Origin of the sequence: Flavobacterium sp., assembly GCF_017744675.1 — a bacterium.
In the GTDB taxonomy this organism is placed as follows: Bacteria; Bacteroidota; Bacteroidia; order Flavobacteriales; family Flavobacteriaceae; genus Flavobacterium.
The window spans coordinates 832,747-851,513 of the sequence record NZ_JAGIAV010000004.1 but is presented as its reverse complement, the minus strand read 5'-3'; the positions used below and the strand labels follow the sequence as shown (position 1 = coordinate 851,513).

At 33.4% G+C, this 18,767-nt stretch carries 17 protein-coding genes; 7 read left to right on the top strand and 10 right to left on the bottom strand.

All coding sequences use genetic code 11. The features are described from left to right. Positions 1-3: 3 nt before the first annotated feature. The 7 genes from J7574_RS13940 to J7574_RS13910 all read left to right on the top strand — a co-directional run bounded on the left by J7574_RS13940 (position 4) and on the right by J7574_RS13910 (position 10,316). Positions 4-1,461 carry a RagB/SusD family nutrient uptake outer membrane protein gene (locus tag J7574_RS13940; RefSeq protein WP_290969516.1) on the top strand — a complete coding sequence of 486 codons (1,458 nt, stop codon included), beginning with the start codon at positions 4-6 and terminating at the stop codon, positions 1,459-1,461. Between the two features lie 76 nt (positions 1,462-1,537). Beyond that, positions 1,538-2,914: a glucoamylase family protein gene (locus J7574_RS13935; protein WP_290969514.1), complete on the top strand. Its 1,377-nt coding sequence runs from the start codon at positions 1,538-1,540 to the stop codon at positions 2,912-2,914. Between the two features lie 6 nt (positions 2,915-2,920). Next, positions 2,921-3,634, top strand: a complete 714-nt coding sequence (locus J7574_RS13930; RefSeq protein ID WP_290969512.1) for a prolyl oligopeptidase family serine peptidase — start codon at positions 2,921-2,923, stop codon at positions 3,632-3,634. Positions 3,635-3,644: 10 nt separating this feature from the next. Then, positions 3,645-5,945 (top strand): beta-glucosidase BglX, encoded by a 2,301-nt coding sequence (gene bglX, locus J7574_RS13925; protein WP_290969509.1) that lies wholly within the window; start codon positions 3,645-3,647, stop codon positions 5,943-5,945. Positions 5,946-6,035: 90 nt separating this feature from the next. Further along, the gene (locus tag J7574_RS13920) at positions 6,036-6,809 is read left to right on the top strand and encodes a glycerophosphodiester phosphodiesterase family protein (RefSeq protein ID WP_290969507.1); all 774 of its coding nucleotides are present in this window, start codon (positions 6,036-6,038) and stop codon (positions 6,807-6,809) included. A 30-nt stretch (positions 6,810-6,839) separates the two neighbouring features. After that, on the top strand, positions 6,840-8,759 hold the full coding sequence (locus tag J7574_RS13915) for a discoidin domain-containing protein (RefSeq protein WP_290969505.1): 1,920 nt from the start codon (positions 6,840-6,842) through the stop codon (positions 8,757-8,759). A gap of 165 nt (positions 8,760-8,924) precedes the next feature. Then, entirely contained in the window at positions 8,925-10,316 is a 1,392-nt protein-coding gene (locus tag J7574_RS13910) for a M20/M25/M40 family metallo-hydrolase (RefSeq protein ID WP_290969503.1), read from the top strand. Positions 10,317-10,447: 131 nt separating this feature from the next. On the opposite strand, the gene J7574_RS13905 is transcribed toward J7574_RS13910, so the two are convergent. The 10 genes from J7574_RS13905 to J7574_RS13860 form a co-directional block, all read right to left on the bottom strand. Beyond that, positions 10,448-10,750, bottom strand: coding sequence for a hypothetical protein (locus J7574_RS13905; protein WP_290969501.1), 303 nt, complete (start codon positions 10,748-10,750; stop codon positions 10,448-10,450). Between the two features lie 5 nt (positions 10,751-10,755). Then, positions 10,756-11,208, bottom strand: coding sequence for a hypothetical protein (locus J7574_RS13900; RefSeq protein ID WP_290969498.1), 453 nt, complete (start codon positions 11,206-11,208; stop codon positions 10,756-10,758). A gap of 88 nt (positions 11,209-11,296) precedes the next feature. Then, entirely contained in the window at positions 11,297-11,974 is a 678-nt protein-coding gene (locus tag J7574_RS13895) for a YiiX family permuted papain-like enzyme (protein WP_290969495.1), read from the bottom strand. A gap of 99 nt (positions 11,975-12,073) precedes the next feature. Continuing rightward, positions 12,074-12,979, bottom strand: coding sequence for a hypothetical protein (locus J7574_RS13890; RefSeq protein WP_290969493.1), 906 nt, complete (start codon positions 12,977-12,979; stop codon positions 12,074-12,076). 19 nt (positions 12,980-12,998) lie between these two features. Then, a complete protein-coding gene (gene kdsA / locus J7574_RS13885; RefSeq protein ID WP_290969491.1) occupies positions 12,999-13,817 on the bottom strand; it encodes a 3-deoxy-8-phosphooctulonate synthase in 819 nt (272 codons plus the stop codon). A gap of 205 nt (positions 13,818-14,022) precedes the next feature. Beyond that, positions 14,023-15,924 carry a hypothetical protein gene (locus J7574_RS13880; protein WP_290969488.1) on the bottom strand — a complete coding sequence of 634 codons (1,902 nt, stop codon included), beginning with the start codon at positions 15,922-15,924 and terminating at the stop codon, positions 14,023-14,025. A gap of 24 nt (positions 15,925-15,948) precedes the next feature. Next, complete coding sequence (locus tag J7574_RS13875) at positions 15,949-16,401, bottom strand: 2-dehydro-3-deoxyphosphooctonate aldolase (protein WP_290969485.1); 453 nt, start codon at positions 16,399-16,401, stop codon at positions 15,949-15,951. Between the two features lie 20 nt (positions 16,402-16,421). Next, entirely contained in the window at positions 16,422-17,000 is a 579-nt protein-coding gene (locus J7574_RS13870) for a lysoplasmalogenase (protein WP_290969483.1), read from the bottom strand. A 116-nt stretch (positions 17,001-17,116) separates the two neighbouring features. Further along, positions 17,117-18,388, bottom strand: coding sequence for a sterol desaturase family protein (locus J7574_RS13865; protein WP_290969479.1), 1,272 nt, complete (start codon positions 18,386-18,388; stop codon positions 17,117-17,119). Between the two features lie 64 nt (positions 18,389-18,452). Then, the gene (locus J7574_RS13860; protein WP_095927736.1) at positions 18,453-18,728 is read right to left on the bottom strand and encodes an ATP-dependent Clp protease adaptor ClpS; all 276 of its coding nucleotides are present in this window, start codon (positions 18,726-18,728) and stop codon (positions 18,453-18,455) included. Positions 18,729-18,767: the final 39 nt, after the last annotated feature.

The following is an 18,767-nucleotide window of genomic DNA, read 5'->3' as shown; positions in this document are numbered from 1 at the left end:
ATCATGAAAAGAATATATATATCAATGTTTGTACTTTCTGGATTATTCTTATCTGGATGTTCAAATGATTTTTTGGATGTAGAGCCAACAGAGTCTATTCCTGCTGACCCAGCTTTGGTAAATAGCGATGCTGGAGCTACAAGTTTTGTAACAGCAATTTACAATCAATTTTTAGGATGGGATATGTCTTCTTTTGGTTGGAACGCAGTTACAAGTATTATTAGTGATGATGCTGATAAAGGTTCTGATCCGGGAGATGCCGGTGGAGATAAAGATATTATGGATGCTTTAACATATAATGCTTCAACTCCGTCATTTCAGTCTACGTGGAATGCAAATTATGCAGGAATTAATAGATGTAATCAGGCTTTGGCAATATTTCCTAAGTTAGATCAGGTAACACCTAGTTTAAAAGTCAGATTAGAAGGAGAGGCTAAATTTATGAGAGCTTTTATGTACTTTACTTTAGTTAAAGGATATGGTGGAGTTCCTATTGTAGATCATTTGCCAATTCCTGGAAATGACTCAGACAGAATTATGCAATTAACTCGTAAAACTCCTGCCGAAGTTTATGCTTTTATAGAAAAAGACTTAACAGATGCTATTGCGAATTTGCCGGAAAAATCGACTTATACTGGTAAAGATGTTGTAAGAGTTTCTAAAGGATCGGCTTATGCTTTATTGGCAAAAGTAAATTTGTATCAAAAAAATTGGCAAAAAGTAATTGATAATTGTGATAAAGTAACTGGTTACTCTTTAGTTTCTGATTATTCTCTACAATTTAAAAAAGAGGGAGAATTTGGTCCAGAATCTATTTTTGAGATTGATGGAATTGGAGGAACTTCTAGTCCTGGATTTGGAATTGGAAACTATACTGTTTCTCAAGCACCACGTGGCGCTGGAGGATGGGGTTGGGGATTCAACACTCCAACACAAGGTTTAGCAGATGCTTATGAGCCAGGAGACGTGAGAAGAGCAGCTACAATTATTTTCAGAGGTTCAGTTTTGTATGATGGTAGAGAAGTTCCATCTACAGTAGCAAATCCAAGATATAATTATAAAGCATATTCTTCATCTTTTTATAACCAAGAATTTACAGATACAAATCTTAGATATTTAAGATATGCAGAGGTTATATTAATGAAAGCCGAAGCTTTGAATGAATTAGGACAGACTTCAGCAGCAATTCCTTTAGTAAATCAAATTCGTCATAGAGCAGGTTTAGGAGACACTCCTTTTACTTCTCAATCAGATGTTAGAAAAGCAATCTACAAAGAAAGAAGATTAGAATTTGCTTTTGAGCACGACAGATGGTTTGATATCGTTAGAACAGGACAAGCAGAAGCGGCTATGGCAGCAGATGGTAAAACTTTTATAGTTGGAAAACATGAATTATGGCCTCTTCCAACGTCATTTATGAGAGAAGCAGGAGCACTTTCACAGCAAAACCCTGGTTATTAATCAAAATCTTTAAAAATCACTTCCCTCTAGATTTCCTGGAGGGAGTGATTATTTTTTCAATACTTAAATTTTTATAATGGTTAGAATTTCAGTTTTATTTTTAGCTTTTACTTTTTTTAGTTGTGGATCAAATGCCGATAAGTCAAAAGAAAATGTACAGGAAAATACTTCTGGCGTTACTGCATTAACAGACGAGCAGCTTTTAGATGCTGTTCAAAAACAAACTTTTAAATATTTCTGGGATTATGCAGAACCAAATTCTGGATTAGCTAGAGAGCGTTATCATCCGGATGGAGTTTATCCTGAAAACGATTCCAATATTGTAACTACAGGTGGTTCAGGTTTCGGATTAATGGCGATTGTTTCAGGAATGTCACAAGGTTATATTACAAAAGAAAAAGGAGTAGAAAGACTTAACAAAATTGCAGATTTTTTAGGCAAAGCAGATCGTTTTCATGGAGCATGGTCACACTGGATTGACGGAAACACAGGAAAAGTAAAGCCTTTTGGAACCAAGGATAACGGAGGAGATTTAGTTGAAACCTCATTTTTGGTTGCAGGAATGATTACTGTTCGTGAATATCTGAAAGATGGTTCTGAAAAAGAAAAGGCTGTAGCACAAAAATTTGATGCGCTTTGGAAAGGAGTTGACTGGCAATGGTACACAAACAATAAAAATGTTTTGTATTGGCATTGGTCTCCAAGTTATGCTTGGCAGATGAATTTCCCACTACAAGGATATAACGAATGTCTTATTACATACGTAATGGCAGCATCTTCGCCAACCCATACCATCGATGCAAAAGCATACCACGAGGGATGGGCGAGAAGCGGAGGTATCGTTTCTTCAAAAACAAAATACAATATCCCCCTTATTTTAAAACACAATGGAGCTGAAGAATTTGGCGGTCCGTTATTCTGGGCACATTATTCTTATGTAGGTTTAGATCCGAATCAGTTGAGTGACAAATATGCTAACTATTGGGATTTAAATGTAAATCAGACTAAAATTAATTACCAGTATTGTGTAGAAAACCCGAATAAAAATGCTGGTTATGGACCAGAATATTGGGGGTTAACAGCATCTTATTCTAGAAACCCAGATGGTTCAGTTGGGTATAATGCACACATGCCAAGTAACGATCAGGGTGTAATTTCTCCAACTGCAGCTATTAGTTCTATCGTTTACACGCCAAAAGAATCAATGGCATTAATCAGAAACTTATATGAGAATCATAAAGATGAAACTTGGGGAGATGCCGGTTTTTATGATGCTTTGAGTTTAGGAAACAAATGGGTTGCAAAGCGTTATTTAGCGATTGATCAAGGTCCAGAAGTGGTAATGATTGAAAATTACAGAACAGGATTGTTGTGGAAATTGTTTATGAATGCACCAGAAGTCAAACAGGGTTTAACAAAACTTGGATTTAAATCTGGAAAATACGGAATTTAAGATTCTATGAAAAATACACTAGCATTTATATCTCTGTTGTTTTCTATCGTTGTTTCTGGGCAGAGTGAAACAACTGGGAAAATCAATACTGTTATAATGTCTAAATATGAGCTAGGATATGTTTTGCATCGTCCAGCAAATGTTAAGGAGAAAAAGCCATTGATTGTTTTTATTTCTGGAGATGGAGAAAAAGGAACTGATTTGGAAAAAGTAAAAATTAATGGGCCTTTAAAATATTTAAAAACGCACCAATTAGACGCTTATGTTTTGGCTCCGCAATGCAAAGAAGACGAAAATTGGGATATTGAATCAATTTATCAGCTGATTGTAAAAATTCAGAAAGAAAACAAAATCGATTCAGAAAGAATATATGTTACTGGTTTGAGCTCAGGAGGTTGGGCTTCATGGAATTTGGCTTTTGCACATCCGGATCTATTTGCAGCAAACGTACCTGTCGCTGGTTTTGTAGATTTAATTCAGTTAGAACACGCTTGTGAAATAGCCAATATTCCAACCAGAATTTTTCACGGATTACTAGATGATGTAGTAAATGTGGATTATGCAATTGCGATTTACAAGGAATTAAAAAAATGTAATGCTAAAGATGTAAAGCTGACCATTTTTGATGATGCAAATCATGACAGCTGGACAAGGGTTTATGATAATGCGGCAATCTACGACTGGATGTTGCAGCAAAGAAAAACGAATACAAACAAATAAATAGAATAGAATGAAAAACAAATTAGTCTTACTTTTTTTAGGATGTGCTGTTTTGGGTTATGCTCAAAAAAAGACAACTAAAAATACAGTGAAAATTAAACCAAAGTCTGAATTTGTGGCGGAGTTAATGTCAAAAATGACTTTAGACGAGAAATTGGGTCAGTTAAACTTGCCAACATCTGGTGATATTACCACAGGGCAGGCAAACAGCTCAAATGTGGCAAAAAATATTGCTGAAGGAAAAGTGGGTGGTTTGTTTAACATTAAATCAGTTCAAAAAATTAAAGAAGTGCAGAAGATTGCGGTTGAAAAAAGCCGTTTAAAAATTCCGTTGCTTTTTGGTATGGATGTAATTCACGGTTACGAAACAACATTCCCAATTCCGTTAGGATTATCTTGTACTTGGGATATGGGATTAATTGAAAGAAGTGCACAAATTGCGGCTAAAGAAGCAAGTGCAGACGGAATCAACTGGACATTCTCTCCAATGGTTGATATTTCTCGCGATCCAAGATGGGGAAGAGTTTCTGAAGGTTCAGGAGAAGACCCATATTTAGGAAGCCAAATTGCGAAAGCAATGGTAAACGGTTATCAACAGCACGATCTTTCTAAAAACAACTCCATTTTAGCGTGTGTGAAACACTTCGCATTGTACGGAGCTCCAGAAGCTGGACGCGATTACAATACTGTAGATATGAGCCATATCAGAATGTTTAACGATTATTTCCCTCCTTACAAAGCAGCTGTTGATGCAGGAGTAGGTTCTGTAATGGCTTCTTTCAACGAAGTTGACGGAATTCCTGCAACAGGAAACAAATGGTTAATGACAGATGTTTTAAGAAAACAATGGGGTTTCAAAGGATTTGTGGTAACAGACTTTACAGGTATTCCTGAAATGATTCCTCATGGAATGGGAGATTTACAGCAAGTTTCAGCTTTGGCATTAAACGCTGGTGTTGAAATGGATATGGTAGGAGAAGGTTTCTTAGGAACTTTGAAAAAATCTTTGGATGAAGGAAAGGTAAAAATTGAAACAATTGATAATGCTGTAAAATTGATTTTAGAAGCAAAATACGACTTAGGATTATTCCAAGATCCGTACAAATATTGTGACGAAAAAAGAGCTAAAACGGAGATTTTTACAAATGATAGCCGTAAAGAAGCACGTGATATTGCAGCACAATCTTTAGTATTATTAAAAAACCAAAATCAGCTTTTGCCACTTAAAAAATCTGGAACGATTGGTTTAATCGGACCATTGGCAGATGCTAAAGAAAACATGCCTGGAACTTGGAGTGTGGCTACAAAAATGGAAAATGCTGTTTCTTTATTGAGAGGTATTAAAGAAGTCGCTGGAGCAGGAACAAAAGTTTTATATGCAAAAGGAAGCAATTTAGATTACGATGAGACTTTTGAAACTAATGCGACAATGTTTGGAAAAACATTACACCGTGATTCACGTTCAAAAGAAGATATGTTGGCTGAGGCTTTAAAAGTGGCAGAACAGTCAGATGTAATTGTTGCGGCTTTAGGAGAATCTGCTGAAATGAGTGGAGAATCAAGCAGCCGTACAAACTTAAATATTCCTCAAGCGCAAAAAGATTTATTAAACGCTTTATTAAAAACAGGAAAACCAGTTGTTTTAGTTTTATTTGACGGACGTCCATTAGTGATTACTGACGAAGAAAAAACGGTTCCTGCAATCTTAAACGTTTGGTTTGCTGGTACAGAAGCAGGTTATGCTATTGCTGATGTTTTATTTGGAGACGTAAATCCTTCTGGAAAATTAACTTCAACTTTCCCAAGAAGCGTTGGACAATTGCCAATTTACTACGCACACAAAAATACAGGAAGACCGCTTTCTAACACAGAAGGTAAATTCGAAAAATTCAGATCAAATTATATTGACGAAAGAAACGAGCCTTTATTCCCATTCGGATTTGGTTTAAGCTACACCACTTTTGATTATTCGAACTTGAAAATTTCTTCTGATAAAATGAATGCTTCTGGAAAATTGAAAGTAACAGTTGATGTAACAAATACTGGAAATTTTGACGGAAAAGAAACAGTTCAATTATACATTAGAGATTTAGTTGGTTCGGTAACAAGACCAGTTAGAGAACTAAAAGGTTTCCAAAAAATAGCACTTAAAAAAGGTGAAAAACAAACCGTAAGTTTTGACATTACGGTTGAAGATTTAAAATTTTATAACTCTGATTTACAATTTGTAGCAGAGCCTGGGCAGTTTGATATTTTCGTGGGAGGAAATTCAAACGCCGATAAGAAAGTTAGTTTTGAGTTAACTAAATAGTTGGTTTATTTGATTAGTGAAAAGCCCTTCGTTTGGAGGGCTTTTTTTCTAAAACGAAAGACCTTTTTGTAATTTTTTAACTACGATTATATGAATACTTTAAAAATATTTAGCGCAGTATGCCTTATGGCTTTTTCTTATGGGAATGCACAGAAAAATGCAATCGTGGCACATCGAGGAGCTTGGAAAAAGAACAACCTGCCAGAAAACTCGATTGCCGCCTTAAGACATGCGATAGATTTAAAATTGCCAGGTTCAGAATTTGATGTCTGGAGAACAGCAGATGATTCGCTTGTAATCAATCACGATGCGCATTACAATAAACTGCTTATTGAAGAAACCAATTACGCAGATTTAATAAAATTTAAGCTTTCTAACGGAGAAAAACTTCCAACCCTTCATGAATATATTTCAGAGGGAATAAGAAATAACAAACACACACTTTTGGTTTGCGAAATCAAACCTTCAGAAATTAGTAAAGAAAGAGGACAAAAAACTGGTGTAGCTGCCGTCGAAACCATTAAAAAATTAAAAGCCAATAAAAATACCTGCTACATCAGTTTTGATTATGATATTTTGAAGAAAATCAGAGCTATAGATTCTAAAACTTCTTTGCAATATTTGGAAGGAAATAAATCTCCAAAAGAGGTAAAAGCAGATAAAATTAATGGTGTAGATTATCATTATTCTGTTTTTCAAAAGCATCCTGAGTGGATACAAGAAGCCAAGGATAACAAAGTTATTCTAAATGCTTGGACCGTTAATGATGCCAAAGATATGGATTGGATTATAGAACACAAATTCAATTACATCACCACAAACGAGCCCGAGCTTTTAAAGGAAAGAAAAGAGATTAAAAAATAAGCTAAAGCTTTTAGCTGTAGAAATCGAACAATGAAGAAGATATACAAACAATTAAAGCCAATTTTATTGCTTTCGATACTTTTTGGAAGTAGTCTTTCGGCACAAAATTCTGGTAAAACAGAGTGGTTTGATCCAAGCAGACCAGCGACAACCTATTGTAATCCAATAAATATTGGATATAATTATACAACGCACAATCATAACGGAATTCCAGAATCACGCCGTTCTAGCGCCGATCCTGTAATTATTACGTACAAAGGCGAGTATTATTTATTTGCGACCAATCAGGCGGGTTTCTTTTGGAGTAAAGACATGTCAGACTGGAATTTTGTTTACGGAAGTTTCCAAAGGCAGCCTGGCGATGACGATCAGTGCGCTCCTGCAGCTTGGGTTGTAAATGACACTTTATTTTATGTAGGTTCAACTTGGAAAAGAGATCATCCAATTTGGAAAACAGCAGATCCAAAATCAGGAAGATGGACACGTCATGTAGACAAAGCAATGTTGCCAACTTGGGATCCAGCGATTTTTCAAGACGATGATAAAAAAGTGTACATGTACTATGGTTCAAGCGGAAAATTACCGTTAGTTGGCGTTGAGGTTGACTACAAAACTTGGCTTCCAAAAGGAAATCAAGCAGATTATGCAACTTTGTATAAAGCAACCGAAGTAGAAGATATTCAAAAACCTTACGGACAAATTAAAGAAGTGGCTATTCTAGATCCTTCAGCACACGGATGGGAGCGTTTCGGGCCAAATAACGATATGGAGCCTGCACCGTGGGGAAATTTCATTGAAGGAGCTTGGATGACCAAACACAACGGAAAATATTATATGCAATATGGTGCACCAGCAACCGAATTTAAAGGGTATGCAAATGGTGTTCATGTTGGAGATAATCCGTTAGGACCATTTACCTATCAGAAACACAATCCAATGTCGTATAAACCAGGCGGATTTGTAATTGGAGCCGGACACGGAAATACGTTTGCAGATAATTACGGAAATTATTGGAATACAGGAACCTGTAAAATTTCTATAAAAGATCGTTTTGAGCGTCGTATTGATATGTTTCCTGCTGGATTTGACAAAGATGATGTAATGTATTCTATTACAGCTTATGGGGATTTTCCAATTGTATTGCCAACAGCTCAACGCGATCAAACAAAGGGAGCTTCTTCTGGATGGATGTTGCTTTCTTATAAAAAGCCTGTAACAGTTTCTTCTTCCGAAGAATGTATGGAAGTGGAGACGCACAGAATGGATAATGGCGGAAAGAAAGTGTATGAGAAATTCTGTTACGGACCTGAAAATCTAACTGATGAAAATATTCAGACTTATTGGTCTGCCAAAACGAGCAACCCTGGCGAATGGCTTCAAATGGATTTAGGAAGACCAATGGAAATAAATGCGTTGCAGATTAATTATGCAGATCATAAAGCGACACAGTTTAATAAGGCAATGGATATTTATTATCAATATAAAATTTTCATGTCTGATGATGCTCAAAATTGGACTTTGGTAGTTGATAAATCTAAAAATGATAAAGATGCGCCTCACGATTATGTAGAGCTTATAAAACCGATTAAAGCGCGTTATATTAAAATGGAAAACATTCATAATGCATCTGGTTTATTTGCGATTTCAGATTTTAGAGTTTTTGGAAACGGATTGGCAGCAAAACCAAAAGCAGTTGCTGCTTTCAAAGTAGATAGAAATAAAGCAGATTCTAGAAATGCTATAATTTCTTGGAAAAAACAAGCCGATGCAATTGGGTATAATATTTATTACGGAATTGAACCAGACAAATTATACAATAGCATTATGGTGTATGGAGATAATACGTATGATTTTAGAGGTTTGGATAAAGGCACAAAATATTATTTTACAATTGAACCTTTTAATGAAAACGGAATCGGAACAAAAAATAAGATTATTGAAGTAAAATAATCTTTATTTATAAAATCTGTAAAAGCTCTAATTGCAAATTGAAAAATTTGCAATTAGAGCTTTTTTTTGAGAAAAGCTTTAGAAAAAAACTCAGAACTGTCAATAATTTTGTTCCTTTGTGAATGTGCCAAAAGCACTATAAACTCCAAAATTACTATATAAACTATGAAAAAAACGATTCTTTTAACTGCATTAGTTTTAAACGGATTGACATTGTTTGCGCAGACAAATGATGAAAAAAACATCAAATTATTTTACAAAAAAGCCTTAACAGAGTCAAAATGTTACACGTGGCTGGAATATTTGTCTAACGATATCGGAGCTCGTCTGTCTGGATCTAAAGGTGCAGAACAAGCTGTTGAATACACTAAAAGACAATTGGAAAGCTTAGGACTTGATAAAGTTTATTTGCAAGAAGTTATGGTGCCTCACTGGGTTAGAGGCGAAAAAGAAACTGCTTTTATCCTTGACGGAAAAGTAAAAACGAATGTGCCAATATGTGCATTGGGTGGTTCTGTTGCAACACCAAAAACGGGTCTTACGGCAGAAATAATCGAAGTTCAAGGAATTAAAGAATTAACGGAGCTTGGATCAGATAAAGTAAAAGGAAAAATTGTTTTCTACAACAGACCAATGAATCCTGAAAACATTGAAACTTTTACTTCTTATGGAGCTTGTGTTGACCAAAGATACGCAGGAGCAAAAGAAGCTGCAAAATTAGGAGCTGTCGGAACAATTGTTCGTTCTATGAACTTGCGTTTAGACGATTTTCCTCATACAGGAGCTCAGAGTTACGGAGATTTGCCAAAAACGCAATATATTCCAACAGCGGCAATTAGTACAAACGGAGCTGAGTTGTTGAGTAAATCTTTAAAAGCAAATCCAGCTTTGAAATTTTATTTCAAACAATCTTGCGAAACTTTACCAGATGCATTGTCTTATAACGTAATTGGTGAATTGACAGGTACTGTAACTCCAGAAAACATTATGGTTGTTGGTGGACATTTAGATTCTTGGGATTTGGCAGATGGTTCTCATGATGATGGAGCAGGGGTAGTGCAAAGTATGGAAGTAATTCGTATTTTGAAAAACTTAAACTATAAGCCAAAAAATACGATCCGTGTGGTATTGTTTATGAATGAAGAGAACGGAGGAAAAGGCGGTGCTAAATATGAAGAAGTTTCAAAAGAAAAGAAAGAGAACCATATTTTTGCTTTAGAAAGCGATTCAGGAGGATTTTCTCCAAGAGGATTCTCAATTGAAGCTGATGATGCTAATTTGAAAAAAATCCAAGGTTACAAAGATCTTTTTGAGCCTTATTTAGTGCACAGTTTTACAATTGGCCATGCAGGTTCAGATATCAATCACTTAACTTCGCAAGCAATAGTAAAAGCAGGTTTAAAGCCAGATTCTCAACGTTATTTTGATTATCACCACGCAGCAAACGATAAATTTGATGCTATCAATAAAAGAGAATTGGAACTTGGTGCAGCAACAATGGCTTCATTGATGTATTTATTAGACCAAAACGGAATCGAAATCAAAAAAGCGAATTAAGATTCAGATTATAAAAACCCAAAAAGCCATAAGTTTACTTGTGGCTTTTTTTGTGCTCATTAAATTCCGTAGGAACGTATTCATATTGTAGCGACGGATTTCAATCCATCGGAATGTGCGGAAAATTAAAATTAAGATTTCATCACAACCAAATAATAGAAAAAAATAATCGGAATATTAGAAAGCAAGATTAGAATCTTTACTCCGATGTCTCTTCGATGTTGGGGTAAATGAATAAATTTTTCTGCTAAATGAAAAAACATAATAGAGTTAACTACAATGCCAGCTAAAGCAAAAGGCCATGCAATAATCAGAACCATAGAATTTTGATTGGAAATGATATAAAACATAAACAGAAGCGTAGTGATTAGAAATGTTCCTATAGCTAATTCTGTAGATTGTTTTTCTTCGGAAGGATCATAAATTGTTTTCATAATTTTTAGATTTTAAAAGTGTGCTGAATAGTTTGAACAGGCATAAAAAGCATTTTAGAAAAATCGAGATAATGAAATGGAAGTGCCTGTTTTCCTCTTTTATATTGTTTAATGAAATAGTCCATTCTTTTAGGATAAAAAACGGTTCCTGTTAGAATCACCATAAACAGATACAGGCTCTTTTTGCCATTTCCTAGCAAATAATACTGCATTCCGATTTCTTCGTATACACAAACTCCCGTATTGGTAAGAACATGAATGACATCATGATCTTCCAGTTTTTCCTGAATATCAAAATGATTTTTGTGCAGAAAATTTCCTAAGCCAAATCCAAGGCTCTCTTCAGGATATTTCATTAGTAGACTTTTATCAATATTCCAAGGTTCGTTTTTCTTGAAATATTTTTGATACGGTTTTTTAGAACATTCATATAGTTTTTCAATCCAATAATCTCTCATAAAGTGTAGTTTTTTTAAAAGTTCTTTGAAATTCAAAGTAAAATGATAAATAAAAAAGCTAGAAAATAGAGAACTAGCTTTTTCAATATTAATAAGTGTCTATTAAGGTTTTCAATATATTAGAATCGGCAATGTCAGAAGGAGCAACAACTTTTTCTTCCAATGGTATATCGTTGCCATAACGTTCTTTTAGTATCTTCTGAACTCTTGGATCTTCTAAATTAAAATCTTTCAATTCTCTAAGTTTAGATAATTCTATTCCTGCCGCATTTTTATAGATTTTCCAGATCAATTCAGAGCAATAAATTCTATTATCGGTCCATTCAAAATAAGCATCGTATTCTTTACCATCAAATTGCTGACTGTAGTCTTTCATTTTTTGTAGAATTTCTGGCTTTAGAATGCTGTCATCTTTTAATCGTTTCACCACATATTTGCTGTCTTTTCCATGTTTGATCCAATCTTCAAGCGGAGTAAGTTTTACAGGCTGAACGGCTTCAAAAACAAACCATTTTCCGTTAATATCATATATAATTCCGCAATGAGAAAACTTCGAATTAGTTGCAATACGAACTGCTTCACATTGTTTTGATTCTGAAGTTTGAAAAATAAGATCTCCATCCTTAAACTTGCTAACTGCTGTTTTTTCTGTTTTAGTTTCTCCTGTAAAAGGATTATTAGGAAAAACTTTTATAGCAACAAATAAAGCACAGCCAAAGCTTATGATGAATGTAACTATTGGAAACAGATATTTTTTGATTTTCATAAAGTAAAATTTAAAGTACTTTGAGATGCAAAGTAAATGATAAAAAAAATAGTTACCAAATTAATGATAACTATTTTTGCTATATTTTCTAAACTTATATTAGATTCTGAAAATTCCGCCCACTTCGATAATTCTTTGAAAGAAGAAGAAATCTTGTGAAGCCTTATCTTCGTTGCTAACAGATGTTCTAATATCTTGCATATTGATATATCCGCCTTTTAATTCTCCCTGAATATAGAAATGTTTAAAGAAGGTAATATTTAGACCAGCTTTTGCAGAAAGACCGTAACCCGAAAAATGGAAATCATCATGACGTTCTTTTCCTAATAGAGTCGCATTTGTTTTTGGGTACAAAAGACCAGCTCCTAATCCTTCTGTTAAGTTAATTTGAACTTTATCAATATTTGGAAGACGAAACAATTTTGAAATATCATCAAATCTAGAAACTTCAGTATTGATGTAGTTTAAACCATCTGTGTGCTCATACATTAAAAAAGCAGGAGGATTTCCTTGAACAGTACCCATATCATAACCACCTTCCTGAGCACCATATAGTGACATATCGACAGGAGTATTGTTATAAACACCGTTGTAGAAAGATCCAGGATCGTTTGCAGGCAAATTGATATATCCGTTTACATTTGCTATCTGATTTTGTGTCATTACATACTTCATGTGGTCAAGACCAATTGTTACGCTGTAATGATCGCTAAAGAAATAACCTAATCTCAAATTGGTTTGAGGAATGGTCATATTAGCAGGATTTACATAATCGATATGGTATCCTTTTGGTTTGTCATGAGCGGCCATATTCTCAACTGTAAAGTTGTAATCTTTACCTCTAAAGTTTACATCCGATTTTGAGTAGCTTTCTCTGTTACCACCCCACGACACAAAGAATTTTCCTTTATTATGTGCCGCATATTTATCTACTGTGCTTTCTTCCTGAGCAAATGTGCTTAAAGAAACACAAGTCAGTAAGAAAAATAAAATTTTTGTTTTCAAAGAACTTAAGTATTATAATTTAAAATGCGTTAACTGTTTTTCTAATAGCAACTAACTTGTTCATTAAGCCTTCAAAATAGTCTAAGTGAAGCATATTAGCACCATCGCTTTTTGCGTTTGCTGGATCAAAGTGCGTTTCGATAAAAATACCGTCAACACCCACTGCGATACCTGCTTTTGCTACCGTTTCAATCATATCAGGTCTTCCGCCCGTAACACCAGCAGTTTGATTTGGCTGCTGTAAAGAGTGGGTAACGTCTAGAACTGTAGAAGCATATTGCTGCATAGTAGGAATTCCTCTAAAATCAACAATCATATCTTGGTAACCAAACATAGTACCGCGATCTGTAACCATAACGTTCTCATTGTTACAGTCTAATACTTTTTGAACAGCATGTTTCATGCTTTCTGGACTCATAAATTGTCCTTTTTTCAAGTTTACTGTTTTACCAGTATTGGCAGCAGCTACAACAAGATCTGTTTGACGAACTAAGAAAGCAGGAATCTGCAACACGTCTACGTATTGAGCAGCCATATCAGCATCTTCGTTAGTATGAATATCGGTTACAGTTGGAACATGAAAAGTCTCTGAAACTTTTCTTAAGATTTTTAATGCTTTTTCGTCGCCAATTCCAGAAAAACTGTCAATTCTAGAACGGTTTGCTTTTTTAAAAGATCCTTTAAATACGTAAGGAATCTGAAGTTTGTCGGTAATACCAACTAATTTTTCAGCAATCTTTAGCGCCATTTCTTCTCCTTCGATAGCACAAGGCCCCGCCAATAAAAAGAAATTCCCGCTGTCAGTATGCTTAATTTGAGGAATATGTTGTATGTTCATAAAATTATTTTTTTGCAATGCAAAGGTAGTTATGATTTATGAGTTTCGGATGAAGATTTAAGATTATTTTAAGATGGGGTATTGTTAAAATTATAGCTTTTTTCTTATGATTAAAAAACTCGGAATTGTTTTCTGGAAATTAAGCTGAATTATAGATGTCAAAATATTTTTATCGTTTTAATTATATAGCTATTCTAAAAATAAATTATACTTTATCATTAAATAAATTTACGTTTCCATTTTCTAATTCGACTAAGAAATGCTCTTTGTTTATAAATAGTTGAATCATTAAATTAGACAGTTCAATATCATTAGTTTTCAATTCCTGAATTAGTTTTCTAATTAATGTACCAGCGTAATTTCTTATTTTCCAAACAAAATATGGTAACAACGCATTATCAAAATGAGCATTATGAACAATTAGATTTCTAAATCTATAAATCATTAGAACATCATTTTGAATAACATCAATTTGTTCATGAATGCTTTTTTTTGTAAAATTTGCGTCTTTATAGAAAGAAATTAAATTTTCTAGCTTTTGTAATATAAACAAATCATTTTCATGATTTTTTATTTCTTCTAGCGAATCAATAAATTTCTCCAAATAAATTGTATTTCCTGGATCAACCAGTAAGTTTGCTTTTATAATAATTTCTTCTGATAATTTTTTCCTTTTTGAAAATCTTTGGTTTAATGCAATATGTTCATAATGGCGATATAATTCCCATCCATAATCATATATGTAATTAAAAATTTGGGTAGAGGAGATAATTTCTTGTATTAGATGTATTTTTCTTTTTTTGTTGCCTGCTAGAATGTCATTAGTTATGTCAAATTCTAAATTAAATAGGTTTTCAATTGCAATCCAATAGTTTAGCATTTTATCTTCTTGTTTGATTGATTGCTCTGCTTTACTAAACCAATGTATGGCGTTTAACAATTTTGACTGACCCTTTTTGTGTATTTTCGTATTACACCATAAATAAGAAAAATCATTTAAGCCATTTAACTCATTTTCAAAATCATCTAAAATAAGTGAGTCTCTGAATCTGATTGGATCTTCTTTTTTGTTTAGACCATGAGAAGAAAAAATAAACTTTCCATCTTTTACAATTATATAGCTAGATGAATCTATTTCTATTTCCGTCTTTGTTCTAAAATAACAAGAAACTAGATCTAAAGTATTTTCTAGTTTTGTTAATGCATTTGTTAATGAAGATTTAGGAAGTAAATAATCAATTTCTACTGCTGCTTGAATAAATTTTTTTGACTGGTTCGTATTCTTTTTTTGTAAATCTTCATGGTGAGAATGATCTTCATCATTAACAATAAATCTTTTGTTTTCTAACGAATACAAGGTAACATTTCCTAATTCAATGTTTGTAGAACCCTTTAATCCTTTTACTATAAATATATAATGTGCCTTTTCTTTTTTTTTGTAAAAATAATTTGAAAGCGCATTAATACGGTCTTTATTTTGTAAGTTATTCATTAAATAAACAACATCTGCATAAAATTGAGATTGATTAGAGACGCTGCTGCTGGCACTTAAATTATGAGGGAATTTAGTAGAAATAATACCTGACTGTTCGCGATAATCGGAAAATATATTATCTGAGAATTTTTTAATATCTTCTAAAACATACCCTTTTTTAATAAATTCTACAATTATATTTTGAGTTAAATAATTTATTGTGGTTATGAAATTTAATGTTATTTCTTCATCATTATTTAGTTCATTATTTAAATTTTCTAAGCAATAATTAAAATACAAACCTTCTTGAAATTGATTTTTTATTTTTTTAGAAATTTCCAGAATATAATTATTCTTATCAGAATTAAATACAGACCTAAGAATTTTAAAACTTGAATAGAAATGATTTTTAACGATGACATCATTCATTAAATAGAAAGATATTTTATCATAAAAATATTTTTTGTTATCCAAATTTTGAAAAGAGTTCTCTTCTATTTCTGTTATGATGTCTTCAACTAATATATGTGGACTGTATAGAGAAAGGCCATAAGATTTCTTTAAGAAGTTTAATATTAAATCTTCCCACAAATCCCTCCAAAAACTAATTCTATTTTCAATATTATTAGACATTTAATCATTTTTTGTTATTGAATATTAATTCTGTTTCAACCTCAATCCCATTGGAACCATCAAAATCCCTTTTTCATAAACATTCAAATAAAGCTTAATAGGCTTTTTTTGTCCATCCCATTTCAATTCATAAACATTCAAGAATCCAGCCCCCATATTGCTTCTTTTAGTCGGAAAAGGGCAACAAGTTTCTAATCTAGTGTACGTTATTTTTTCGCCGTTTGGACCAGCCAGAGCATTTAAGAAACGGGCTTCGTTTAAAGCTTCATTGTTTGTGTTTTGAAAAAATATATTAATAGGATAATCAGGATCGTAACCGTACTTTTTGTCTTTAGCAAATTGGGTTATAGAAAAAGTATTGTCCTTTTTCAGAATTAAATCTGGCGCATTATCATCTACATTTTTTAAAGTCGATTTTGTACTTATACAAGACGAAGCGCTAATCAATAAAACGAGTAAAAGTGCTATTTTTTTCATGGTTAAGGTTATTGCGAAAGTTAAACGGCTTGTTTTGCTTTTTTTGGATTTAGTTTTAAAACACCAACTACAATCAGATATTGTGCCAGAAGATACGTTAGCATTATAAAAAAAGAGCTTTTAGGAATTGGAGCATAAAATTTATTTACGGCCAAAATGCTATCAGAAATTACAAAGAAAAGCGCTCCAAAAAAAACAAGCTGATTTCCAGGTTTCTCCCAAACCAAGAATCCGTTGAAAGCAAACAAAAGCATAATTGAAATTACCGAAGCGTAAATAGAAACCGGAATTTCAAGTTCGCCTAAATAAGGCATTAAAACAGAAACCATTCCGATTAAATAGATCGCAATTAAGATGCTGCCCAATATAAAAAGCGGTTTATTTTGTTTTTTTCTAATTCTTTTCTGCTTATTAAAAAGAACGCAGTACACGACATGAGCACTAAGAAAACATACAAGTCCTAATATAAAGTAAATCTCTCCAAGGTCGGTAAAAAGCAAGATTACATCTCCAAGCCATGAAAGTGCTAATGCTGCCAGTAAAATATTCTTGCTCTGAAATTTTTTATAGAAAAAGGCTCCAAAACCAATAATAGGCATTAAAATGGGTTTAAGAAAAAGGTCAAATCGCTCGTAGCCAAAAAGTAGAACAATGAGATAAACTATACTAAATGCGACATAAATTTTGAAAAAGGAAGAGTTTCTCATAATAGGGGTTATGAAGTGATGTATTGGTTTTGGTTGGTTTTAAATTCAAAATTGACGAAATAAAGTGTCGTTAAAAAAGACAGGATCAGGTAGGTAAAAATAATATAATTACTAATTGGAATTACATGGTTTAAACCAAACCAATCCCCATAATAGCCAATAATACAAATTACAATCCCTAATCGGATTCCTTCCAACAAAAGAGCAAATCGATTTTTATCCATTAACTCTGTGTAGCTATATATAGTTATAAAAATAAAAAAGCCGTAAATAAAAATATTTGGAAGTCCGATTTTGGCAATGTTGTCAAACAGATAGCTTACAAATAGTAATGTTATTAAAACTTGTGCAAGAGACCAGTAGATTAGTTTTTGAGAGTTTTGCGTGCCGTATTTTTCAAAATCAAAAACATTTTCAATTTTGTTTACAGGATATTTTTCTTCAAAATTTTCAGGGCGCCAGCCTGTTGGCTTAAACCAAATAGTTAATTTGTCTTTCCATTTTGGAGCGCGCCAAGCATCTTTTATGAGCAAGCTCAAATGCTGAAAATTTATTTTAATAGGATTCCAAGTATTGGCAGGCCTTGTGATTCCGAAAACGGGTGGCACATCGTCTAATTCTTTTTGAAAAGTACCAAAAAGTTTGTCCCAAAAAATAAAAATCTGCGAGTGGTTTTTGTCTAAATATTCTGGATTAATGGCATGATGGACACGGTGATGCGAAGGAGTTACTAGAATATGCTCAATAAATCCCATTTTCTTGATATGCTTGGTATGATACCAAAATTGCAAAAATAAATGAATAGGCAACGTAATAGCTATTACAGAAGCAGGAACACCCAATAGCGCTGCAGGAATCAATAAAAAAGTGAAAAGATTGACCAAACTCGCAATGGGCTGACGAAGCGCGCAAGCGAGATTAAATTCTTCGCTACTGTGATGTATGGCATGTTTGTTCCAAAGAAAATTAATTTGGTGTGCCAGACGATGGCTCCAATAGCCATAAAAGTCAATCACAAAAAAAGCGATGCAATAGGAGAGAACATTGGCTTCTAAATGCTGTAATGCGATTTTAGAAACGAGCCATTCATAAGAAAGAAAAGTAACGCTTAAACCCAAAACATCTTTAACCGAATTGGTAATGCCAGAACTAATGCTCGATACGCTGTCTATTAATGGAGCAGTGTCGTTTTTTATATAAATGCCGTAAATTTTTTCAATAATAATTAAGACTAAAAAAACCGGCATTGCAATAATTAATATTTTTCCGTATTCTTCCATAAAAAAAGCATTCTATTTTTTCCAAATATAGAATAAAATAGAATGCTTTTTAAATTATTTGCAATTAAACAATTTCGGCGCTAAGACCAGCTTCCAAAAGTTGTGTGCATTGAGGTTTAAGTTTTTCAATCGGACCTGTCTTTACAGTGCATTTTCCGTTGTAATGTACAATCAGAGAGCATTGTTCGGCTTGTTCTGCCGTATGGTCGCAAACACGCATAAGAGTATCAATTACGTGATCAAAAGTGTTTACATCATCATTATACACAATGATCTCGTTATTAAAAGCAATGGCTTCTTTTTCGCGAACTCTTTCTCTTACTTTTTCTTTAGTACTCATATTTAATATAGGTTTTTGTACTGAATTGATTATCAGTAA